The sequence below is a fragment of the Cryobacterium sp. TMT2-18-2 genome (assembly GCF_004402245.1).
Lineage (GTDB): Bacteria > Actinomycetota > Actinomycetes > Actinomycetales > Microbacteriaceae > Cryobacterium > Cryobacterium sandaracinum.
Genome location: NZ_SOFU01000010.1, coordinates 137,433 through 154,350 on the forward strand (window position 1 = coordinate 137,433; position 16,918 = coordinate 154,350).

The following is a 16,918-nucleotide window of genomic DNA, read 5'->3' on the forward strand; positions in this document are numbered from 1 at the left end:
TAACGCTGTGACGTTCGGGTATCTGCTGACCCTGCTTCTCAGCCTGGGGGCGATGGTGCTGCTCGACCGTCGCTTCCGGCTGTTCTTCTGGCGGGACCCGGTGCGAGCGGCCATCGTGCTCGGCGCCGGGCTGGTGTACTTCCTCGTCTGGGACCTGTTCGGAATCGGACTGGGCATCTTCTACCGGGGCGAGACGACCCTGATGACCGGTCTGCAGCTGGCCCCGGAGCTGCCCGTGGAGGAGTTCTTCTTCCTCACCTTCCTCTGCTACCTCACCATGAACGCCGTTCAAGGGGCGCGCCTGCTGCTCGCCGCCCGGGCCGAACGGACCGGCGTCGACGAGGGGAGCGACGGATGACCTACCTGCTCCTGAACACCGTCTTCCTACTGCTCGCCGCGGCGGTATTCCTCGCGGCCGCGCGCCGTGGCCGGCTCTCCCGGCACAGGATCCGTGCCGCCGGGATCGCCGTGGCCGCCGTGCTCGTGCTCACGGCCGTTTTCGACAGCATTATGATCGGGGTCGGACTGGTCGACTACGATCCCAGCCGCATCTTCGGAGTGCGGATCGGCCTGGCCCCGATCGAAGACTTCGCCTATCCCGTTGCGGCAGCACTCCTGCTGCCCGCCCTCTGGGCCCTGCTGGAAAGAAAACCGAATGGCTGAAACCCGCACCCCGCCGCTCTGGAAGACCCGGCAGGTGCTGCTCTCGTCGCGGCCGCTGAGCTGGATCAACACGGCGTTCCCGTTTGCCGCCGCGTATGTGGTGGCGACCGGCCGGGTGGACGCCCTACTGCTGGTGGGTACCCTGTTCTTCCTCATTCCGTACAACTTGCTGATGTACGGAATCAACGACGTCTTCGACTACGAGTCCGACCTGCGCAACCCGCGCAAGGGCGGCGTCGAGGGAGCCATGCTGGACCCGGTCCTTCACCGCACGGTGCTCGTCTCCGGGATCGTGACGGCTGTGCCCATTCTGGTGGCGATGCTCGTCTTGGCCGGCGCGGAGCATCCGTGGTCGTGGTTCATTCTGGCCGTGAGCCTGTTCGCGGTCGCCGCGTACTCCGTTCCGGGACTGCGGTTCAAGGAGCGCCCGATCGTGGACTCGATCACCTCGAGCACCCACTTCGTCAGCCCCGCCGTCTACGGTCTCGCGGTGGCCGGCGCCGTCGTGACGCCCGGCCTGGTTGCCCTACTCGCCGCGTTCTTCCTCTGGGGCATGGCCAGCCACGCGTTCGGCGCGGTGCAGGACGTCGTGCCCGACCGGGAAGGCGGCATCGCCTCGGTCGCGACCGCGCTCGGCGCCGCGCGGACCGTGCGCCTCGCGATCGCTTTCTGGGCCCTGGCCGGGCTGCTCATGCTTGTGACAGGCTGGCCCGGGCTGCTGGCCTCGGTGCTCGCGGTGCCCTACATTCTGGCGGCCTGGCCATTCCGGTCGGTGTCGGACGAGCGGTCTGAGACCGCGAACGCCGGTTGGAAGCGTTTTCTCTGGCTCAACTTTTTGACCGGATTCCTGGTGACCATGCTGCTGATCGCCTGGGTGCTGCTCGGGCCTTTCTAGGGTGCGGGCCGTTCGGGCCTGGGGGCCGTAGAGTCGAGGGATGGAGCCTCTGACCACCGCCCGTGTCGACAGCTGGACCTGGGCCGTGCGGATGTTCAAGACCCGTTCCCAGGCCACGGCCGCCTGCCGAGCCGGTCACGTCAAGGTGAACGGTGAGCGGGCCAAGTCCGCGCAGACCGTGCGGATCGGCGACGAGGTGCGGGTGCGCATCAGCGGTTTCGACCGAATCCTGGTCGTGGCGAAGATCATGGTCAAACGGGTCAGCGCGCCAGTCGCGGCGGAGTGCTTCGTCGACCAGACTCCCCCGCCGCCCCCGCGCGAGGAGGTGGCGCTCCTCCCGATGCGGGACCGCGGCGCCGGCCGTCCCACCAAGCGCGAACGCCGCGAGATCGACAAGCTCCGGGCGCCCGAGGTGCTGCCGCCGAGCCCCGACGACGTCAGGCACGGTACCTCCAGGTCAGGGTGATGGGGGCCACGAGCAGGCCGACCTCCGAGCGCACCCACCACTCCCGGGTCTCGCGGCGTTCGTCCGGAGTGGAGTAGCGGTAGCGGTAGACCCGGGCGCGCACGTAGCGCGGCGGGGCCTGCGGGAACGGGTTGACCCGCACCATCCGCAGCGTGGGTCGGTCGCCCTCGAGGAGGCGGGCCAGGAACATCTCGAACCAGCGGGTGCCCGGGTCGCCGAGCGCCAGGAACCACATCAGCCAGTCCAGGCGCAGGTGGTACGGCGCGAACTGGGGGGGCCGGTGTCCGGGGTCGCCGGGCTTGCCGCGGAACTCGTAGGCGCGCCAGCCCGACTCGTCGGTCGGGTCGACGGCGTCGCTGCCCTCGACGACCACCTCGTGGCGCTGCCGGGTGACCGTGCCGAACGCACCGTAGGCGTTCACCAGGTGGTACCGGTTGAAGCTCGCATTCATCAGTTGCCGGCGGGCGAACAGGTTGCGAAGCGGCCAGTAGCTGAGCACCAGAAGCAGGGCCGTGGCCAGGCTGACCACGATCATGAACCAGAGCGGGCCATCCGGTGCGGCCTCCCCGGCCGGCAGCCACGGCAGCACCGCGCGCAGCGTGGCGTCGTCGACGGCAGAGAAGGCCAGCACGATGGTGATCCAGTTCAGCCAGGCGAAGTTGCCGGTGAGCACGAGCCAGAACTGGCTCAGGATCACGATCAGGGCCGCGACGGATGCGACGGGCTGGGGTGCAAAGAGGAAGAACGGCACGACCAGCTGCGCGAAGTGGTTGCCGATCACCTCCCCACGGTGGAACCACGGGGGCAGGTGATGTGCGAACCAACTGAGCGGGTTCGGCATCGGCTGCGTCTCATGGTGGTAATAGAGGGCGGTCAGGTCTCGCCACTCCCGGCCGCCGCGGATCTTAATCAGGCCGGCGCCGAATTCCAGCCGGAAGAGCAGCCAGCGGCAGAACAGGATCACGAAGAGCGGAGGGGCCACCTGCTCGGAGCCGAGGAAAGCCACCACGAAACCGGCCTCCAGCAGCAGGCTCTCCCAGCCGAACGAGTAGAAGGATTGGCCGACGTTGACGATCGACAGGTAGCCCACGAAAAGCAGGAGGAAAGCGACCATCGGCAGCCAGGGCGGCCCGAGCTGCGGCAGGCCGGCCACGAGCGCGGCCGCCACGGCGGCGCCGGACCAGGCCAGGGAACGCAGCATCCGGTCGGAGTAATGCCAGTGGAAGATACTCGGCGACTCGCTGAACCTCACGTGGGCCACAAAACGGGCCACCGGGAGCAGGCCATGGTCGCCGAGCAGCGCGGGGAATTGGTTGACGGCCGAAACGAAGGCGATCAGGTAGCAGGCAGCCACCCCGCGCTGCAGCACCTGCCGCGCGATCTCATATTCTCCGGCACCGAACCAGTCCATTTGCGCACAATCTAGGCCTTCCCCGGCCCGGGTTCAATCGGACCGGCTGTAATCGGAGCCGTCCCCTTGACGGGGGGAACTAAACCGGTCTAGTCTTTCTAAACCGGTTCAGGTTGGGTCGGCTGTCAATGAGGAGGCCCTGAAGCGTGCCTGCGCATACTCCTGCCATCACCACCGCTCAGTCCGCCCCGACGTCGGTCGCGAACTCCCCCAAGGTCACCATCGAGGTGGTCGCCAAGCGGGCCGGCGTCAGCAAGGGCCTCGTCTCCTTCGCCCTCAACAACCGGCCCGGTGTCGCCCCCGAGACCCGGGTGCGCATCCTTCAGGTCGCCAAGGAGCTGGGCTGGAAGCCGTCCCTCCGCGCCCGGTCACTCTCCACGCAGCGGTCCTACGCGCTCGGCCTCGTGATCGCCCGCAACCCGGACGTGATTGCCTCCGACCCGTTCTTCCCCTCCTTCATCGCGGGCGTCGAGAGCATCCTTGCCCCGGAGGGTCGCGCCCTCGTGCTCAGCGTCGTTCCCGACGAGGAGACCGAGTTGAAGACCTACCGCTCGCTCGTGGCGGACGGGCGCGTCGACGGGGTCTTCCTCAGCGACCTCCGCCACGGCGACCCGCGCATCCCGCTCCTCGCCGAGCTGGGTCTGCCGGCGGTCACGCTCGGACGCCCCGACGGGCCCAGCCCCTTCCCCGCGGTGACCGTGGACGACACACCGGGTGTGATGGCATCCGTCGCTCACCTCGCCACCCTCGGCCACCGCCGCATTGCGCACGTCGCGGGCAGCCCGACGCTGCTACACGGCAGCCGCCGGCGCGCGGCCTTTGCCGCCGCTCTGCGCGAGGCGGGCCTGCCGGAGGGGCAGACCGTCGAGACCGATTTCTCCGTGGGCGCCGGGTCAGATGCCACTCGGCGCCTCCTGACCCAGGACACACCCCCGACTGCGATCGTCTACGCCAACGACCCGATGGCCATCGCCGGTCTCGGCATGGCGCACGAGCTGGGCGTGCGGGTCCCCGACGACCTCTCGATCACGGGCTACGACGACATCGACTTCTGCCGTTACGTGTACCCGCCCCTGACCACCGTCAGCGCAGCACCGATGGTGTGGGGCCGTGCGGCGGCGAGCACGCTTTTGGCCCTGATGGAGAACGGCTCGGCGGACGACGTGGATCTCCCGGCGGCCCGGCTCGTGGTGCGCGGGTCGACCGCCCCGCCCCACGGCTGACCCAGAGCCGCCGACCCAGACCGGCCGACCCAGAGCGCTGACACACAGGGCTGACACACAGGGCTGACACAGGTTCACCGCAGCAAGGCTGCTGCGGTTTTTGAGAAATGGAGCACCACATGCACAGCAATGGAATGGCCAGGCGGATTCTCACCGTCACGGCGGCATCCGCCGCAGTGGCCCTGGCACTGAGCGCTTGCGCGTCCGGGGGGACGACGGGTGACGCGGCGACCAACCGCGGGCCGATCACGATCTGGTACTCGAACAACGAAACCGAGATCGCCTGGGGCAAGCAGATGGTGGAGGCCTGGAACGCCGAGAACCCGGATGAAAAGGTGAAGGCGCAGGAAATCCCGGCCGGTAAGAGCAGCGAGGAGGTCATCGGTGCCGCCATCACGGCCGGCAACGCCCCCTGCCTCGTATTCAACACGGCCCCGGTCGCCGTGCCGCAGTTCGAGAAGCAGGGTGGTCTCGTCGACCTCTCCAGCTTCGAGGACGGCGCCGCCTACATCGAGGCACGCAGCGGCGACACGGCCGAGCAATACCAGGGCGCCGACGCGAAGTACTTCCAGATGCCGTGGAAGTCCAACCCCGTCATGATCTTCTACAACAAGGACATGTTCACCGCCGCCGGACTCGACGCCGAGAACCCCCAGTTGGCCACCTACGACGAATTCCTGGCGACCTCGCGCACCCTCGTCGAGAGCGGCGCCGCGCCGAACGCCATCTACCCTGCCCCGACCAGCCAGTTCTTCCAGAGCTGGTTCGACTTCTACCCGCTCTACGCCGCCGAAACCGGTGGCACGCAGCTGATCGAAGACGGTGAGGCCACCTTCAACGACGAGGACGGCGCGAAGGTCGCGGAGTTCTGGAAGACCCTGTACGCCGAGGGTCTCGCCGGCAAAGAGCAGTACCAGGGCGACTCGTTCGCCGATGGCCAGGCCGCGATGTCCATCGTCGGCCCGTGGGCCGTGTCGGTGTACAAGGACGCCGTGAACTGGGGTGCGGTTCCCGTTCCCACCAGCGAGGGCACTCCGGCCGAGGAAACCTACACGTTCAGTGACGCGAAGAACGTCGGAATGTTCACGGCCTGCGAGAACCAGGCCACCGCCTGGGATGTGCTGAAATTCGCCACCAGCGAGGAACAGGACGGACAGCTTCTCGAGCTGACCGGCCAGATGCCGCTCCGCGAGGACCTCCCCACGGTGTACCCGGAGTACTTCGCGGCCAACCCGGCCTACGAGCAGTTCGGCGACCAGGCATCCCGCATGGTCGAGGTTCCCAACGTCTCCAGCTCGGTCGCCGCCTGGCAGGCCTTCCGTGACGCGTACACGAAGTCGGTTATCACCGGCGAGGGTGAGATCCCCGCGGCCCTCGACTCCGCCGCCGAGAAGATCAACACCCTGATCTCCAAGCCGTAACGGATGTCCCAGTCAACCGCGAGTCGGACCGTCGCCGGGAGGAGCACAACTCCTCCCGGCGGGGGCCCCCGCCGGCGCAAACACCCCCTTCTGGGCAAGAACCCATTCGGGCTTTTGCTCAGCGCCCCCTACCTCATCTTCGTTCTGGCCGTCTTCGCCTACCCGCTGGTCTTCGCCTTCTGGATGTCGTTCCACGACTACTTCTTCGCAGCACCCGGCGCCACTGTGGACCGGCCATTCGTCGGCCTGGACAATTTTCGGGAAGTGCTGGCCGACCCGGCCATCATCCGTTCCTTCGGCAACGTGGGAGTCTTCCTGCTGATCAACGTGCCGTTGACGGTCATTCTCTCGCTCATGCTCGCCACCGCCCTGAACAAGGCGGTGCGGTTCCGTACCTTCCTGCGCGTTGCCTACTACGTGCCCTATGTGACCGCGAGCGTCGCCGTTGTCGGCGTCTGGATCTTCCTGTTCAGCGGCAACGGCCTCGTGAACCAGATTCTCGGGCCGCTCGCGCCCGATCCGGCGTGGCTGATCAACGAGGACTGGGCCATGCCCACCATCGCGATCTTCGTGACCTGGAAAGGCCTCGGATTCTTCATCCTGCTCTACCTGGCCGCCCTGCAGAACGTGTCGGAGGAACTGTACGAGGCCGCTTCGACGGATGGCGCGGGCAGGATCCGAAGTTTCTTCTCGGTCACCGTGCCGGGCGTACGCCCGGCGACTGTGCTCGTGCTGCTGCTCTCGACGGTCACCGGCGCCAACCTCTTCACCGAGCCGTACCTGCTCACCGGCGGCGGCGGCCCGAACGGTGCATCCTCGTCACCCGTGCTGATGATGTACCAGCGCGGGATCGAACAGGGGTCGCCCGACACGGCGGCAGCGATCGGCGTCATCCTCGTGATCGGAGTTCTCGTCCTCGCGTTCATCCAGCGCAAGCTTGCAGGCGGTGACGAATCATGAGCCGCGGGCAGAACACCCTGCGGGGTGTGGTGCTCACGATCGGGGCGCTTGTGTTCCTGTTCCCCTTCTACTACATGGTCATCGGCTCGCTCCAGAAGAAACCGGACCCGACTGTCGCCGGCGCGTTCCCGAACCCCGCCAACCTGACGCTCGACAACTACGGTGACATCAACAGCCGGATCAACCTGCTGCAGGGGCTGCTCAACTCGGGGATCTTCACGGGTGGCGTCATTCTCTGCACCGTTGTTTTCGGTGTTCTGGTGGGCTACGCCCTCGCCCAGCTGCAGTGGCGCGGACGCGGAGTCACCTTCGCTCTCGCACTGCTCGTGCAGGTCGTGCCGTTCCAACTGTTGATGATCCCGCTCTACGTGATGATCGCCCGGGACTACGGACTGGCCGACAACTATCTGGGCATGATCCTGCCGTTCGCCATCAACTCGACGGCCGTGATCATCTTCCGGCAGTACTTCCTGCAGATTCCGAAGGATCTGTTCGATGCCGCCCGCATCGACGGCGCCGGCGAACTGCGAATCCTGCGGCGGATCGCCCTGCCACTGGTGCGGCCGGCCCTGCTGACCGTCGTGCTGCTGACCTTCATCGGACCGTGGAACGAATTCCTCTGGCCGTTCCTGATCACTAAGGAGGCATCCCTCCAGCCTCTCGCCGTGTCACTCGCCAACTACCTCAGCAATATCGCCGCCACAGCGGCGAACCCGTTCGGGGCGGTTCTCGCCGGGGCCTGCGTCCTGGCCGCCCCTGCTGTGATCCTGTTCATCCTCTTCCAACGGCACTTCGTGTCGAACAATATCGGCTCCGGCGTGAAAGGTTAGAAATGCCCAACCCCACCGAATTCCCCTACACCCTAACCCGAATGGGCGTCATCATGACGCCTGAAGCGGGCAACGACCTCGAGGCCGAGGGGGTGCTGAACCCCGGCACCGGGCACTCTGCCGACGGAACTCTGTACCTGCTCCCCCGACTGGTCGCCACCGGAAACGTCTCCCGTGTCGGACTCGCAAAGGTCATCATCACCGACGGCATTCCCACGGGCGTCGAACGCGAGGGTGTCGTTCTTGCGCCGGACCGCGGCTGGGAGCGCGGCGCGAACAACGCCGGCGTGGAAGATCCCAGGATCACCTTCGTCCCCCGGCTCGGACTACACGTGATGACCTACGTCGCCTACGGCCCGCTCGGCCCGCGCACGGCCGTTGCCGTGTCCTCGGACCTGCGCGAGTGGCGCCGGCTCGGTCCGGCGCTGTTCGCCTTCGACGACACGCTGGACATGGACCTGAACCTGTTCCACAACAAGGACACCGTGTTCTTCCCGGAGCCGGTCGCCGGCCCGCATGGAGTCGAGTGCTTCGCCGTGCTCCACCGTCCGATGTGGGACCTGGGCGAGGTCAAGCCGGGTGAGGGCATCCGTGTTCCCGCCGGCGTCACCGACACCCGGCAGAGTATCTGGATCAGCTATCTGCCGGTCGCGGATGTGCTCGCCGACATCACGAAGCTCACCTTCTGGAGCGGCCACCGTTTCCTGGCCGGGCCGGAATTCGCGTTCGAAGAGCTGAAGATCGGCGGCGGCCCCGCCCCGTTGCGGGTGCCGGAGGGTTGGCTGCTGATGCACCACGGGGTCACCGGAACCATCAACGGCGCGTTCTCGCAGCAGCAGAAGGTGAACTACTCGGCCGGAGCAATGATTCTCGACGCGGATGACCCGACCATCGTGCTGATGCGCACCTCGGAGCCGCTGCTCAAGGCGGAGACGCCCGACGAGATCAGCGGCATCGTGCCGAACGTGGTGTTCCCGACCGCGATCGAGGAGATCGAGGGGCAGCTGTTCGTGTTCTACGGCATGGCCGACTCGAAGATCGGCGTGGCGCGCCTGGATCGCCTGGGCTCGTCGGCGCGCTCGAGCGCTTGAGCGCTTGTCCGTTGGTGGCGTTCTCGCCGGGGCTCAGCCCCGGGAGGCCGCCTTCGGTTTTCCTGGCGCAGGGTGTGGCAGCAGGCGCACGGTAGGACATGCGCCGAGAACCGGCACCCGCGCGCGTCCGGCCTCCGAGGCGAACTCGCGCCGGTGGCCGAGACCAGGGCTGACCCCCCGGAAACGGACTGGACACGTCTTCGAAGTTCGTACCCAATATAGACCAAAATAAGTGACGGACTCTCGACTACGTGTGCTAATTGAGGTATCCTCGTACCATGAGGAACCTCGCGGAAGACCTCTGGCAGGCGGCCGATGCCGTGGCCCTGCTGGGCTCCTCGAGCGCCGACTATGAGGCCCTGCCCGACGCCGCCGTGCTGGCCGGTCAGAAGAAGATCGCAGCGGCCCGCAGGCTGCTTGACACCCGCGCCGCGTTGATGGCCGCAACCATCGCCCGCCGGTCCCGCCCGGAGCTCGGCCACTCGGGGCTGGCCGCGCAGCAGGGGTTCCTCTCGCCGGAGGCCCTCATCCAGAACTGGACCGGCTCCTCGAAGGGCGATGCGTACAAGCTCGTCGCGGTCGGCACGATGATGGCCGACACCGAGGCGGCCGACAAGCTGGTCGACGCGACGCTCTCGACGCTCTCGACGCCCGACGCGGATGCTGTCGAGGTCGCTGAGTTCGTCGCGAGGGTGCCGTGGCAGGCGCCGATCGCCCGGGCCGTGACCGCCGGCACCCTCTCCGTCGACGCGGCCGAGTCGATCCGGGCCGGACTCGGCCAGATCGACGCCCCGGTCACCGCGGAGAAGCTCGCGGCGGCCCTCGCGGCGCTCCTCACCGAGGCGTCAACGGTGAATGCCGACGAGGTCTTCAAACGGGCCCGCCGGATGCGCGACCGGCTCGACGAGGCCGGCATCGCCGCCCGCGAGAAGCAAACCCACGACGACCGCTACCTGAAGATCTACCGCCTGGGCGAAGAAGATGCAGGACGACCCCCGCAGCACCGACCAGATCGCCGCGGACTCTCTGCTGCAGCTGCTGAAGATCGCCGGCGAGGCCGGCCCCGGCCGGGTCTGCGGTGGTCGCGACCCTCGGTGCGGGTCATCGTGACCGAAAAGGCGCTCACGGCGGTCCCGGGCGAAGAGACGGGAACGACCGAACCCGCCGCTCACGGGCAGATCGAGGGCAACCCGGTGCCGATCTCGCAGGAAACCATCGACCGGCTGCTCTGCGAGACCGGCACCCGCGGCATCAAGTTCGACGCGGAAGCCCAGATCATCGACGTCGGCCGCGACGAACGACTCTTCACCGAGGCACAGCGGACCGCAATGGGGTACGTGACGGCGGATGCCTCTGGGGCGGCTGCGACCGGTCACCGGCCTGGTCCGAGGCCCACCACATCAACGAGTGGCTGAAGGACACCGGGAACACCAACCTCGCCAACGGAGCACTGCTCTGCCACCCGCACCACCTGCTGCTACACAACCAGCACTGGAAGATCACCCGCACCGGAAACCAGTACTGGCTCCGACCACCGGTCGAGAACGACCCGAAGCAGACACTGATCGCACTGCCGAGCAAGCGAGTGGGGCTGCAGGGCGTGGCTCTGGTCCCGGCTCTTGACAGGCTGGACCACCGCGACGGGGGCGGGTGCGGCTGGGTGCGGCGCGCTACTCGGCGGGCGGCGCGGTGGGGAGGAGGGCGAGCGTGGCCTTGAGGCGAGCCTCGCCGTCGGCGTCGCCCTGACTCGCGAGACTCGCCGCGATGTTCGCCTCGGTCACGGCGCGAAGCACCTCGTCCCGCTGGATGCGCACGCCCCGGGGAGCGTCAACGCCGATCCGGATGCTGTCACCGCGCACGTCGAGAACGGTGATGACGATGTCGTCACCAATGAGGATCTTCTCCCCCTGTTTGCGTGTTAGAACCAGCACCCGACCAGCCTAGCTTGACCGGTCGGGCCGGCCCGCGAGTCGTCGCCGCATTCCGGCCACGGTGCTGGCCGCGGCCGGAGTGCCGTCGACCCAGCCGATGGGGATGTGAAGCTCATCGACGGTCTCAGGCGAGACGGTGTCGTCATAGCCCGTCACCGCGATCGCGTCGACGTGGACGCTCTGGGCAACCTCGGCCGCCCACCGGGCGGTGTCTGCGGGCTTGCGGCCGGCATCGACGACCAGCCAGACCTGCTCGGCACCGAGCGCGGCCACCAATGCGGCGTAGTTGTCCGCCGTGGCCGGGTCGGCACCGAGACCGAAGGCCAGAATTCCGGTCTGTCCGAGCTTGACTCCCCTGGCCCGTGCCTCCAGCGCCGTGCGCCGGTCGAGGATCCGCGCGAGCCCGGCCGCGGCAGGCGCTCCGACGTCGATCGTGCCGGCCACGAGGACCTCAGCCGAACCGTGCGCGACGGCCAGCTCCCGCGCAATCCGCAACGCGGCATCCCGCCACCCGACGACGAGAACGAGGTTTCCGACACCCGGCAGCGGCCGCGGCACCGCCGCTTCGGCGGACGCCTGCTCGCTCTCTCTCAGCCGGGCGTCCCTGCGCCTGCCGCCCTCCTGGGCGGCCGCCGGCGCGGGAATGGGCGGCACCGGCGGGTGGGGTTCCTGGGTGGCGAAAGTGAGTTCGTCCATCAGGCGGGCGAAGCCGTCCGTCGCGGTCGACAGGGGCGGGGAGGAGACGGGTGCCGCGGCGCGGTGCAGGCCCGCTTCCACCGCGTCGGCATCGTCAAGAAGCGCGGCGATGCCGAGCCGGGCCTGCACGTCGAGCCGGGAGTGGGCCGCGCGCCGCCGCCGCTGCGGCACCTCGACCGTGACCTCGATGTGCCGGCGGGCGAAGAAGCCCTTGATGCCGCCGACGGTGACCCGTTCGGCGGCCACGATGCGCGCATCCGCCCCGTGCTCGGCAAGGATGCGTGCCTTCAGCTGCTGGAGGGATGAACCCTCAAGCAGAAATCGACTCGGTTCCACGTACCACTCCCACCGTTTCGATGGCCACGTTCGCCGAGGTGACCTCCTGATAGGACAACACGGAGATGCCGCCGGACTGCGCCGACACCAGTCGACGGATGGCCGGGCGCAGCGCCGGCGCGCAGACCAGCACCGCGGAGAGTCCGGCCGCTTCGACGTTGCCCAGCGCCTCCTTCAGCGAGCCGAGAATGGCGTCGACCCGGTTTGGCTCCAACAGGATCTGGGTGCCCTGGTCGGAGGGACGCATCCCCTCCAGCATGGACTGCTCCAGGGCGGGTTCGATCATGATCACCCGGAGCAGCCCGTCGTCGAGATACTGCGCTGTGAGAGCCGGGCCCAGCGCCTGACGGGCCGTCTCGATCAGGCCCTCCGGGTCATTCGACACCTTGGCGCGCAGGGAGAGGGACTCATAGATGCGGGGCAGGTCGTTGATCGGGATCTGCTCCGCGAGCAGACCCTGCAGCACACGCTGCACCTCGGCGAGGGAGAGCAGCCCGGGGATCAGATCCTCCACGGCGGACGGATTGACCAGCCGCACCCCCTCGGTGAGCACCCGCACGTCCTCGCGGGTGAGGAGCCTCGCCGCGTTGCCGGTGATGATCGAGGACAGGTGGGTGATGAGCACCGACACCCGGTCGATGACCGTGGCCCCGGTCATCTCCGCGCTGTGCCGCATCTCGCTGGGCACCCACTTGCCGGTGAGGCCGAACACGGGCTCCACCGTGGCCTGGCCCGGCAGCGAGTCGAGGGCGTCGCCGAGGGCGAGCACCTTGCCGGCCGGGGCGACCCCGCGGCCGGCCTCCACGCCGGCGATCCGGATCGAATAGGTGGAGGAGGGCAGGTCCATGCTGTCGCGGGTGCGCACGGGCGGCACCACCACGCCGAGGTCGATGGCAACCTTGCGGCGCAGGGCACGCACGCGAGCCAGGAGATCGTCCTGGGCTCCGGAGACAAGGTCGACGAGGTCAGGGGCCAACAGGATCTCCAGGGCGTGCACCCGCATGGTTTCAATCAGGTCTTCGGGTGTGTCGGAGCGGGGCGCCATCGCCTCGGCGGCGACACCGGCATCCCGGCCCGCCTGGTCGCGGCTCTCCCCTGCCTTGATCCGGCGGGCGAAGAGGATCAGCCCCAGCCCGATCACCACGAACGGGATGATCGGCATGCCCGGGATCAGGGCCATCAGGAGGGCCGCGCAGCCCGCGATCATCAGTGCGTTGCGGGACTGGGTGAGCTGGCCGGAGGCTGCCTCGCCGATGTCGGACTCCGCGTTGGAGCGGGTCACGATCATGCCTGTCGAGACCGCCATCAGCAGGGCCGGGATCTGCGTCACGAGGCCGTCGCCGATGGTGAGCAGGGAGTAGGTGCTCATGGCTTCGGTGACGGACAGTCCGCGCGAAATCATGCCGATCGCGATGCCGCCGATCAGGTTGATGATGATGATGACGATGCCGGCGATCGCGTCACCCTTGACGAATTTCGACGCGCCATCCATGGCACCGTAGAAGTCCGCCTCGGCGGAGACCTCGGCCCGGCGTTCCCTGGCCTGCACGTCGGTGATCAGGCCGGCATTCAGGTCGGCGTCAATGGCCATCTGCTTGCCGGGCATGGCATCGAGGGTGAACCGCGCACCGACTTCGGCGACGCGTTCGGCACCCTTGGTGACCACCACGAATTGGATCACGACGAGGATCAGGAAGATCACAGCGCCGATGATGAGCGACCCTCCTACGGCGACGTCGCCAAACGCGGCAATCACCTGCCCGGCGTAGCCGTCGCCGAGTACGAGCCGGGTCGAGGCCACGTTCAGGCCCAGCCGGAACAGGGTGGCGACGAGCAACAGCGACGGGAAAACGGAGAAATCGAGGGGCTTTTTGACAAACATTGTGGTCAGCAGAGTGACCAGCGCCAGGAGGATGTTGACGATGATCAGCACGTCGAGCAGCACGGCGGGCACCGGCACGACGAGTAGCAGGATGATCCCGACCACCCCGACCGGCACCGCGAGTTTGGCGAGATTGCTGTTCATCGGTGGCCTCCGGCCGTCAGGACGCGATCGTCGAGGGTGTGCACGCGGGAACCATGGCCGGCGCGTCCGCCGGCTCCAGAGCCGCGGGACTTCAGTGCGAGAACGAAGGCGAGCACCTGCGCGACGGCGTTGTAGAGCTCCACCGGGATCTCGTCACCCAACTGGCAGGCGCTGTGCAGGGCACGGGTGAGCGGGATGTCCCGCACGATGGGGACCCGGTCGGTCTCCGCCTGTTCCCGGATGCGCGCCGCGATCACTCCCGCTCCCGTGGCAACGACCCGGGGGGCGGACTTGCCCGGCTCGTAGCGGAGGGCGACGGCGAAGTGGGTGGGGTTGACCAGCACGACGTCGGACGTGGCGACGGCGGCGATCATGCGGTTGCGACTCATGGCGAGCTGCCGGGCCCGACGCTGCGACTTGACCATCGGGTCACCCTCGGAGCTCTTGTTCTCGTCGGTGACCTCCTTCTTCGTCATGCGGGTGCGCTTGCGATTGCGCTTCATCACGACGAACACGTCCGCGGCGGCGAGTACCAGGCCGGCGATGACCGCCGACTGCACGAGAGCAGTCGCGCCGTCACCGGCCGCTCCGATCAGCACGGAGACGGGCAGTCCCCCGGCCGTCATCAGGATGGGCGCGAGTCCCTGCACCACGAGCACCAGCACGAGACCCACGGCGATGGTCTTGAGCAGCGCCTTGACGCCCTGCCACACGGCCTGGCCGCCGAAGGTGCGGCCGAGGCCGGTCACCAGGTTGAACTGCTCGTATTTTCCGGCGACCTTCTTGAAGTGCACGCCGCCCTGCGCCACAGCGCCCACGAGGACGACGACGAACACCGTCGCGAGCATCGGGGTGAGGATGGTTCCCATCGAGGCCAGCGAGTCCACCAGCATCTGCACGGCGAGGTCCGGCTGCGGGTTGGCGACGAGGCTGCGAATACGGATCATCTGGTCGGTTCCGGCGTCCGCAGCCAGACCGATGGTGACGGGGCTCATGGCGGCGGCCGCGCCGATGCCGATCCACGCGGTCAAGTCCTGGGACTTGGAGAGCTGGCCCTTGGACCGCACCTCGCGCATCCGTTTGTCGGTGGCTTGTTCGGTCTTCTCACCGGAGTCGGACAGCTATCTCACCCCCAGCATGGTGGTGACGGCGTCGTCGGTCAGCGACGCGACGATGCGCGGCAGGGCCACGAACCCGGCGGCGCCCAGCGTGAACGTGATCAAAATCTTGAGCGGGAACCCGAGCGCGAACGCGTTGAGGGCCGGGGCCACCCGGGTGAGCAGGCCCAGTCCGGCGTCGGCGAGAAACAGAACGACGATCAGCGGTCCGGCGATCTGCACGGCGGAGAGCAGCATTTGGCCGACCGCGACTGTCACGGTCTGCATCGGCACCGCGAGGTCGATGCCGCCCCCGATCGGCAGGGCCGAAAACGTGCGCGTGATGCCGCCAAGGATCAGCTGGTAGCCGCCGGAGGCGAACAGGAGCGCCAGCGCGGTCATCTGGTACAGCCGCGTGAACTGGGCACCGTTGACCATGGCCTGCGGGTCGAAACCCTGGGCCAGCTGGAAGCCGCCGAACATATCGATCAGGTTGCCGGCGGACTGGATGGCGGAGAAGACCACGAGCACCAGGAAGCCGAGCACGCCGCCGACCACGATCTCGAGGAGCAGGGCGACGAAGAAACCGCCGGTGTCGGGCGAGACCCAGCCCGGCGTGACCCGCGGCGAGACCGCCAGGGCCAGGCCGAGGGCGAGCATCCCCTTGATCCGCAGGGGGAACGCGTTGTAGGAGAACGGGGGCGCCACGACGAGGAACGCCACCATGCGCACGCCCGCGAGCATGGTGGCTTCGATCCAGGCGAAGTCAAGGGTGATGTTCATCAGCCACCACCGATGAGGCCGGGGATCTTGGCGAAGAGCATCTCGGTGAAGGACACCATCTCGGAGATCATCCAGTGCCCGGAAATGATCAGTGCCACCGCCACGGCGATGGCCTTAGGCACGAACGACAGCGTCACCTCCTGGATCTGGGTGATCGACTGCAGCAGGGAAATGGCGAAACCGACGACTAGGGCGGTAATCAGGATCGGAGCGGACAGCTTGCCGGCGATCAGGATGCCCTGCAGCCCGATATCGAGGACGGCGTTGGTGTCCATCAGCCACCCCGGTAACTGGAGACGAGGGTCGTGATGATCAGACCCCAGCCGTCGACGAGCACGAACAGGAGGATCTTGAACGGCAGCGAGATCATCACCGGCGGCAGCATCATCATGCCCATCGACATCAGCGCGGCGGACACGACGAGGTCGATCACCAGGAACGGCACGAAGATGACGAACCCGATGATGAACGCGGCACGTAGCTCGGAGATCATGAACGCCGGGATCAGCGTGAGCAGCGACACGGCCTCGCGGGTCTCCGGGTTCGGCTGGTCGGCGGCCCGGGTCATCAGGGCGAGGTCCTCCTCCCGGGTGTGAGCGAGCATGAACGTGCGCAGCGGCTTCGAACCGAGTGGGACGGCGTCGTCGAAGGACATGGTGCCGTTCAGGTACGGCTGCAGGGCGCCGTCGTTGATGTCGGTGAGGATCGGCGACATGATGAACAGCGACAGGAACAGGGCCAGGCCGGCCAGTACTTGGTTCGGCGGGATCGACGGCAGCGCGAGCGCGTTGCGGGTCATCGCGAGCACAACGAAGATCTTCGTGAAGCTGGTCATCATCAGCAGCAGGGCCGGCGCGATCGAGAGCAGGGTGATCCCGATCAGGGTCACGATCGCCGAGGACGGCTCGCCGTTCGGGCCGTTGATCTGCACGTTGAGCCCGCCGCCGCCCGGTTCCGTGGGGGTGACCGGGTCGGTCGGCGTGACCGGGTCGGTCGGGGCGGCATGGCCCGCCGGCGCCACGAGCAGCACGAATGCCACGACGATCACGAGCACGAGGGCCGCCATCATCAGGTACCGGGCGATGTCCC

The 16,918-nt window shown here is 67.7% G+C and carries 18 protein-coding genes; 10 read left to right on the plus strand and 8 right to left on the minus strand.

What is annotated here, in order from left to right; translation table 11 throughout:
* The first annotated feature begins 7 nt into the window (after positions 1–7).
* Genes E3O22_RS03420 through E3O22_RS03435 form a run of 4 tightly spaced genes read left to right on the plus strand, consistent with a single transcriptional unit; the run spans position 8 to position 2,024 of the window.
* Complete coding sequence (locus tag E3O22_RS03420; protein WP_134395466.1) at positions 8–358, plus strand: lycopene cyclase domain-containing protein; 351 nt, start codon at positions 8–10, stop codon at positions 356–358.
* Positions 355–663: a lycopene cyclase domain-containing protein gene (locus tag E3O22_RS03425; RefSeq protein ID WP_134395467.1), complete on the plus strand. Its 309-nt coding sequence runs from the start codon at positions 355–357 to the stop codon at positions 661–663. Before E3O22_RS03420 ends, E3O22_RS03425 begins: the two co-directional genes overlap by 4 nt.
* Positions 656–1,558, plus strand: coding sequence for a prenyltransferase (locus E3O22_RS03430; protein WP_134395468.1), 903 nt, complete (start codon positions 656–658; stop codon positions 1,556–1,558). Before E3O22_RS03425 ends, E3O22_RS03430 begins: the two co-directional genes overlap by 8 nt.
* Before the next feature lie 40 nt (positions 1,559–1,598).
* On the plus strand, positions 1,599–2,024 hold the full coding sequence (locus tag E3O22_RS03435) for an RNA-binding S4 domain-containing protein (protein ID WP_134395469.1): 426 nt from the start codon (positions 1,599–1,601) through the stop codon (positions 2,022–2,024).
* On the opposite strand, the gene E3O22_RS03440 is transcribed toward E3O22_RS03435, so the two are convergent.
* Positions 1,996–3,435 (minus strand): lipase maturation factor family protein, encoded by a 1,440-nt coding sequence (locus E3O22_RS03440; RefSeq protein ID WP_134395470.1) that lies wholly within the window; start codon positions 3,433–3,435, stop codon positions 1,996–1,998. The genes E3O22_RS03435 and E3O22_RS03440 overlap by 29 nt on opposite strands.
* A 146-nt stretch (positions 3,436–3,581) precedes the next feature.
* On the opposite strand from E3O22_RS03440, the gene E3O22_RS03445 reads away from it, so the two are divergent.
* The 6 genes from E3O22_RS03445 (at position 3,582) to E3O22_RS03470 (ending at position 10,375) form a co-directional block, all read left to right on the plus strand.
* Positions 3,582–4,658: a LacI family DNA-binding transcriptional regulator gene (locus E3O22_RS03445; RefSeq protein WP_241976497.1), complete on the plus strand. Its 1,077-nt coding sequence runs from the start codon at positions 3,582–3,584 to the stop codon at positions 4,656–4,658.
* Positions 4,659–4,792: 134 nt separating this feature from the next.
* Complete coding sequence (locus tag E3O22_RS03450) at positions 4,793–6,079, plus strand: extracellular solute-binding protein (RefSeq protein ID WP_134395514.1); 1,287 nt, start codon at positions 4,793–4,795, stop codon at positions 6,077–6,079.
* A 3-nt stretch (positions 6,080–6,082) separates the two neighbouring features.
* Positions 6,083–7,039: a carbohydrate ABC transporter permease gene (locus E3O22_RS03455; protein WP_134395471.1), complete on the plus strand. Its 957-nt coding sequence runs from the start codon at positions 6,083–6,085 to the stop codon at positions 7,037–7,039.
* Positions 7,036–7,869 (plus strand): carbohydrate ABC transporter permease, encoded by an 834-nt coding sequence (locus E3O22_RS03460; RefSeq protein WP_134395472.1) that lies wholly within the window; start codon positions 7,036–7,038, stop codon positions 7,867–7,869. The genes E3O22_RS03455 and E3O22_RS03460 overlap by 4 nt, the downstream gene beginning before the upstream one ends.
* A gap of 2 nt (positions 7,870–7,871) precedes the next feature.
* Entirely contained in the window at positions 7,872–8,960 is a 1,089-nt protein-coding gene (locus tag E3O22_RS03465; protein ID WP_134395473.1) for a glycosidase, read from the plus strand.
* Between the two features lie 278 nt (positions 8,961–9,238).
* Positions 9,239–10,375, plus strand: a complete 1,137-nt coding sequence (locus E3O22_RS03470) for a DUF222 domain-containing protein (RefSeq protein ID WP_134395474.1) — start codon at positions 9,239–9,241, stop codon at positions 10,373–10,375.
* A gap of 255 nt (positions 10,376–10,630) precedes the next feature.
* On the opposite strand, the gene csrA is transcribed toward E3O22_RS03470, so the two are convergent.
* Genes csrA through fliP form a run of 7 tightly spaced genes read right to left on the minus strand, consistent with a single transcriptional unit; the run spans position 10,631 to position 16,898 of the window.
* A complete protein-coding gene (gene csrA / locus E3O22_RS03475) occupies positions 10,631–10,891 on the minus strand; it encodes a carbon storage regulator CsrA (protein ID WP_134395475.1) in 261 nt (86 codons plus the stop codon).
* Positions 10,892–10,900: 9 nt separating this feature from the next.
* A complete protein-coding gene (locus tag E3O22_RS03480) occupies positions 10,901–11,923 on the minus strand; it encodes a hypothetical protein (protein WP_134395476.1) in 1,023 nt (340 codons plus the stop codon).
* A complete protein-coding gene (locus E3O22_RS03485; RefSeq protein WP_134395477.1) occupies positions 11,898–13,949 on the minus strand; it encodes a flagellar biosynthesis protein FlhA in 2,052 nt (683 codons plus the stop codon). Before E3O22_RS03485 ends, E3O22_RS03480 begins: the two co-directional genes overlap by 26 nt.
* Positions 13,946–15,070, minus strand: a complete 1,125-nt coding sequence (locus E3O22_RS03490) for a flagellar biosynthesis protein FlhB (RefSeq protein ID WP_134395478.1) — start codon at positions 15,068–15,070, stop codon at positions 13,946–13,948. Before E3O22_RS03490 ends, E3O22_RS03485 begins: the two co-directional genes overlap by 4 nt.
* On the minus strand, positions 15,071–15,829 hold the full coding sequence (locus E3O22_RS03495; RefSeq protein WP_134395479.1) for a flagellar biosynthetic protein FliR: 759 nt from the start codon (positions 15,827–15,829) through the stop codon (positions 15,071–15,073).
* Positions 15,829–16,104, minus strand: a complete 276-nt coding sequence (gene fliQ, locus E3O22_RS03500) for a flagellar biosynthesis protein FliQ (RefSeq protein ID WP_104099307.1) — start codon at positions 16,102–16,104, stop codon at positions 15,829–15,831. The genes E3O22_RS03495 and fliQ overlap by 1 nt, the downstream gene beginning before the upstream one ends.
* Positions 16,104–16,898: a flagellar type III secretion system pore protein FliP gene (fliP, locus tag E3O22_RS03505; protein ID WP_134395515.1), complete on the minus strand. Its 795-nt coding sequence runs from the start codon at positions 16,896–16,898 to the stop codon at positions 16,104–16,106. The genes fliQ and fliP overlap by 1 nt, the downstream gene beginning before the upstream one ends.
* Positions 16,899–16,918 lie beyond the last annotated feature (20 nt).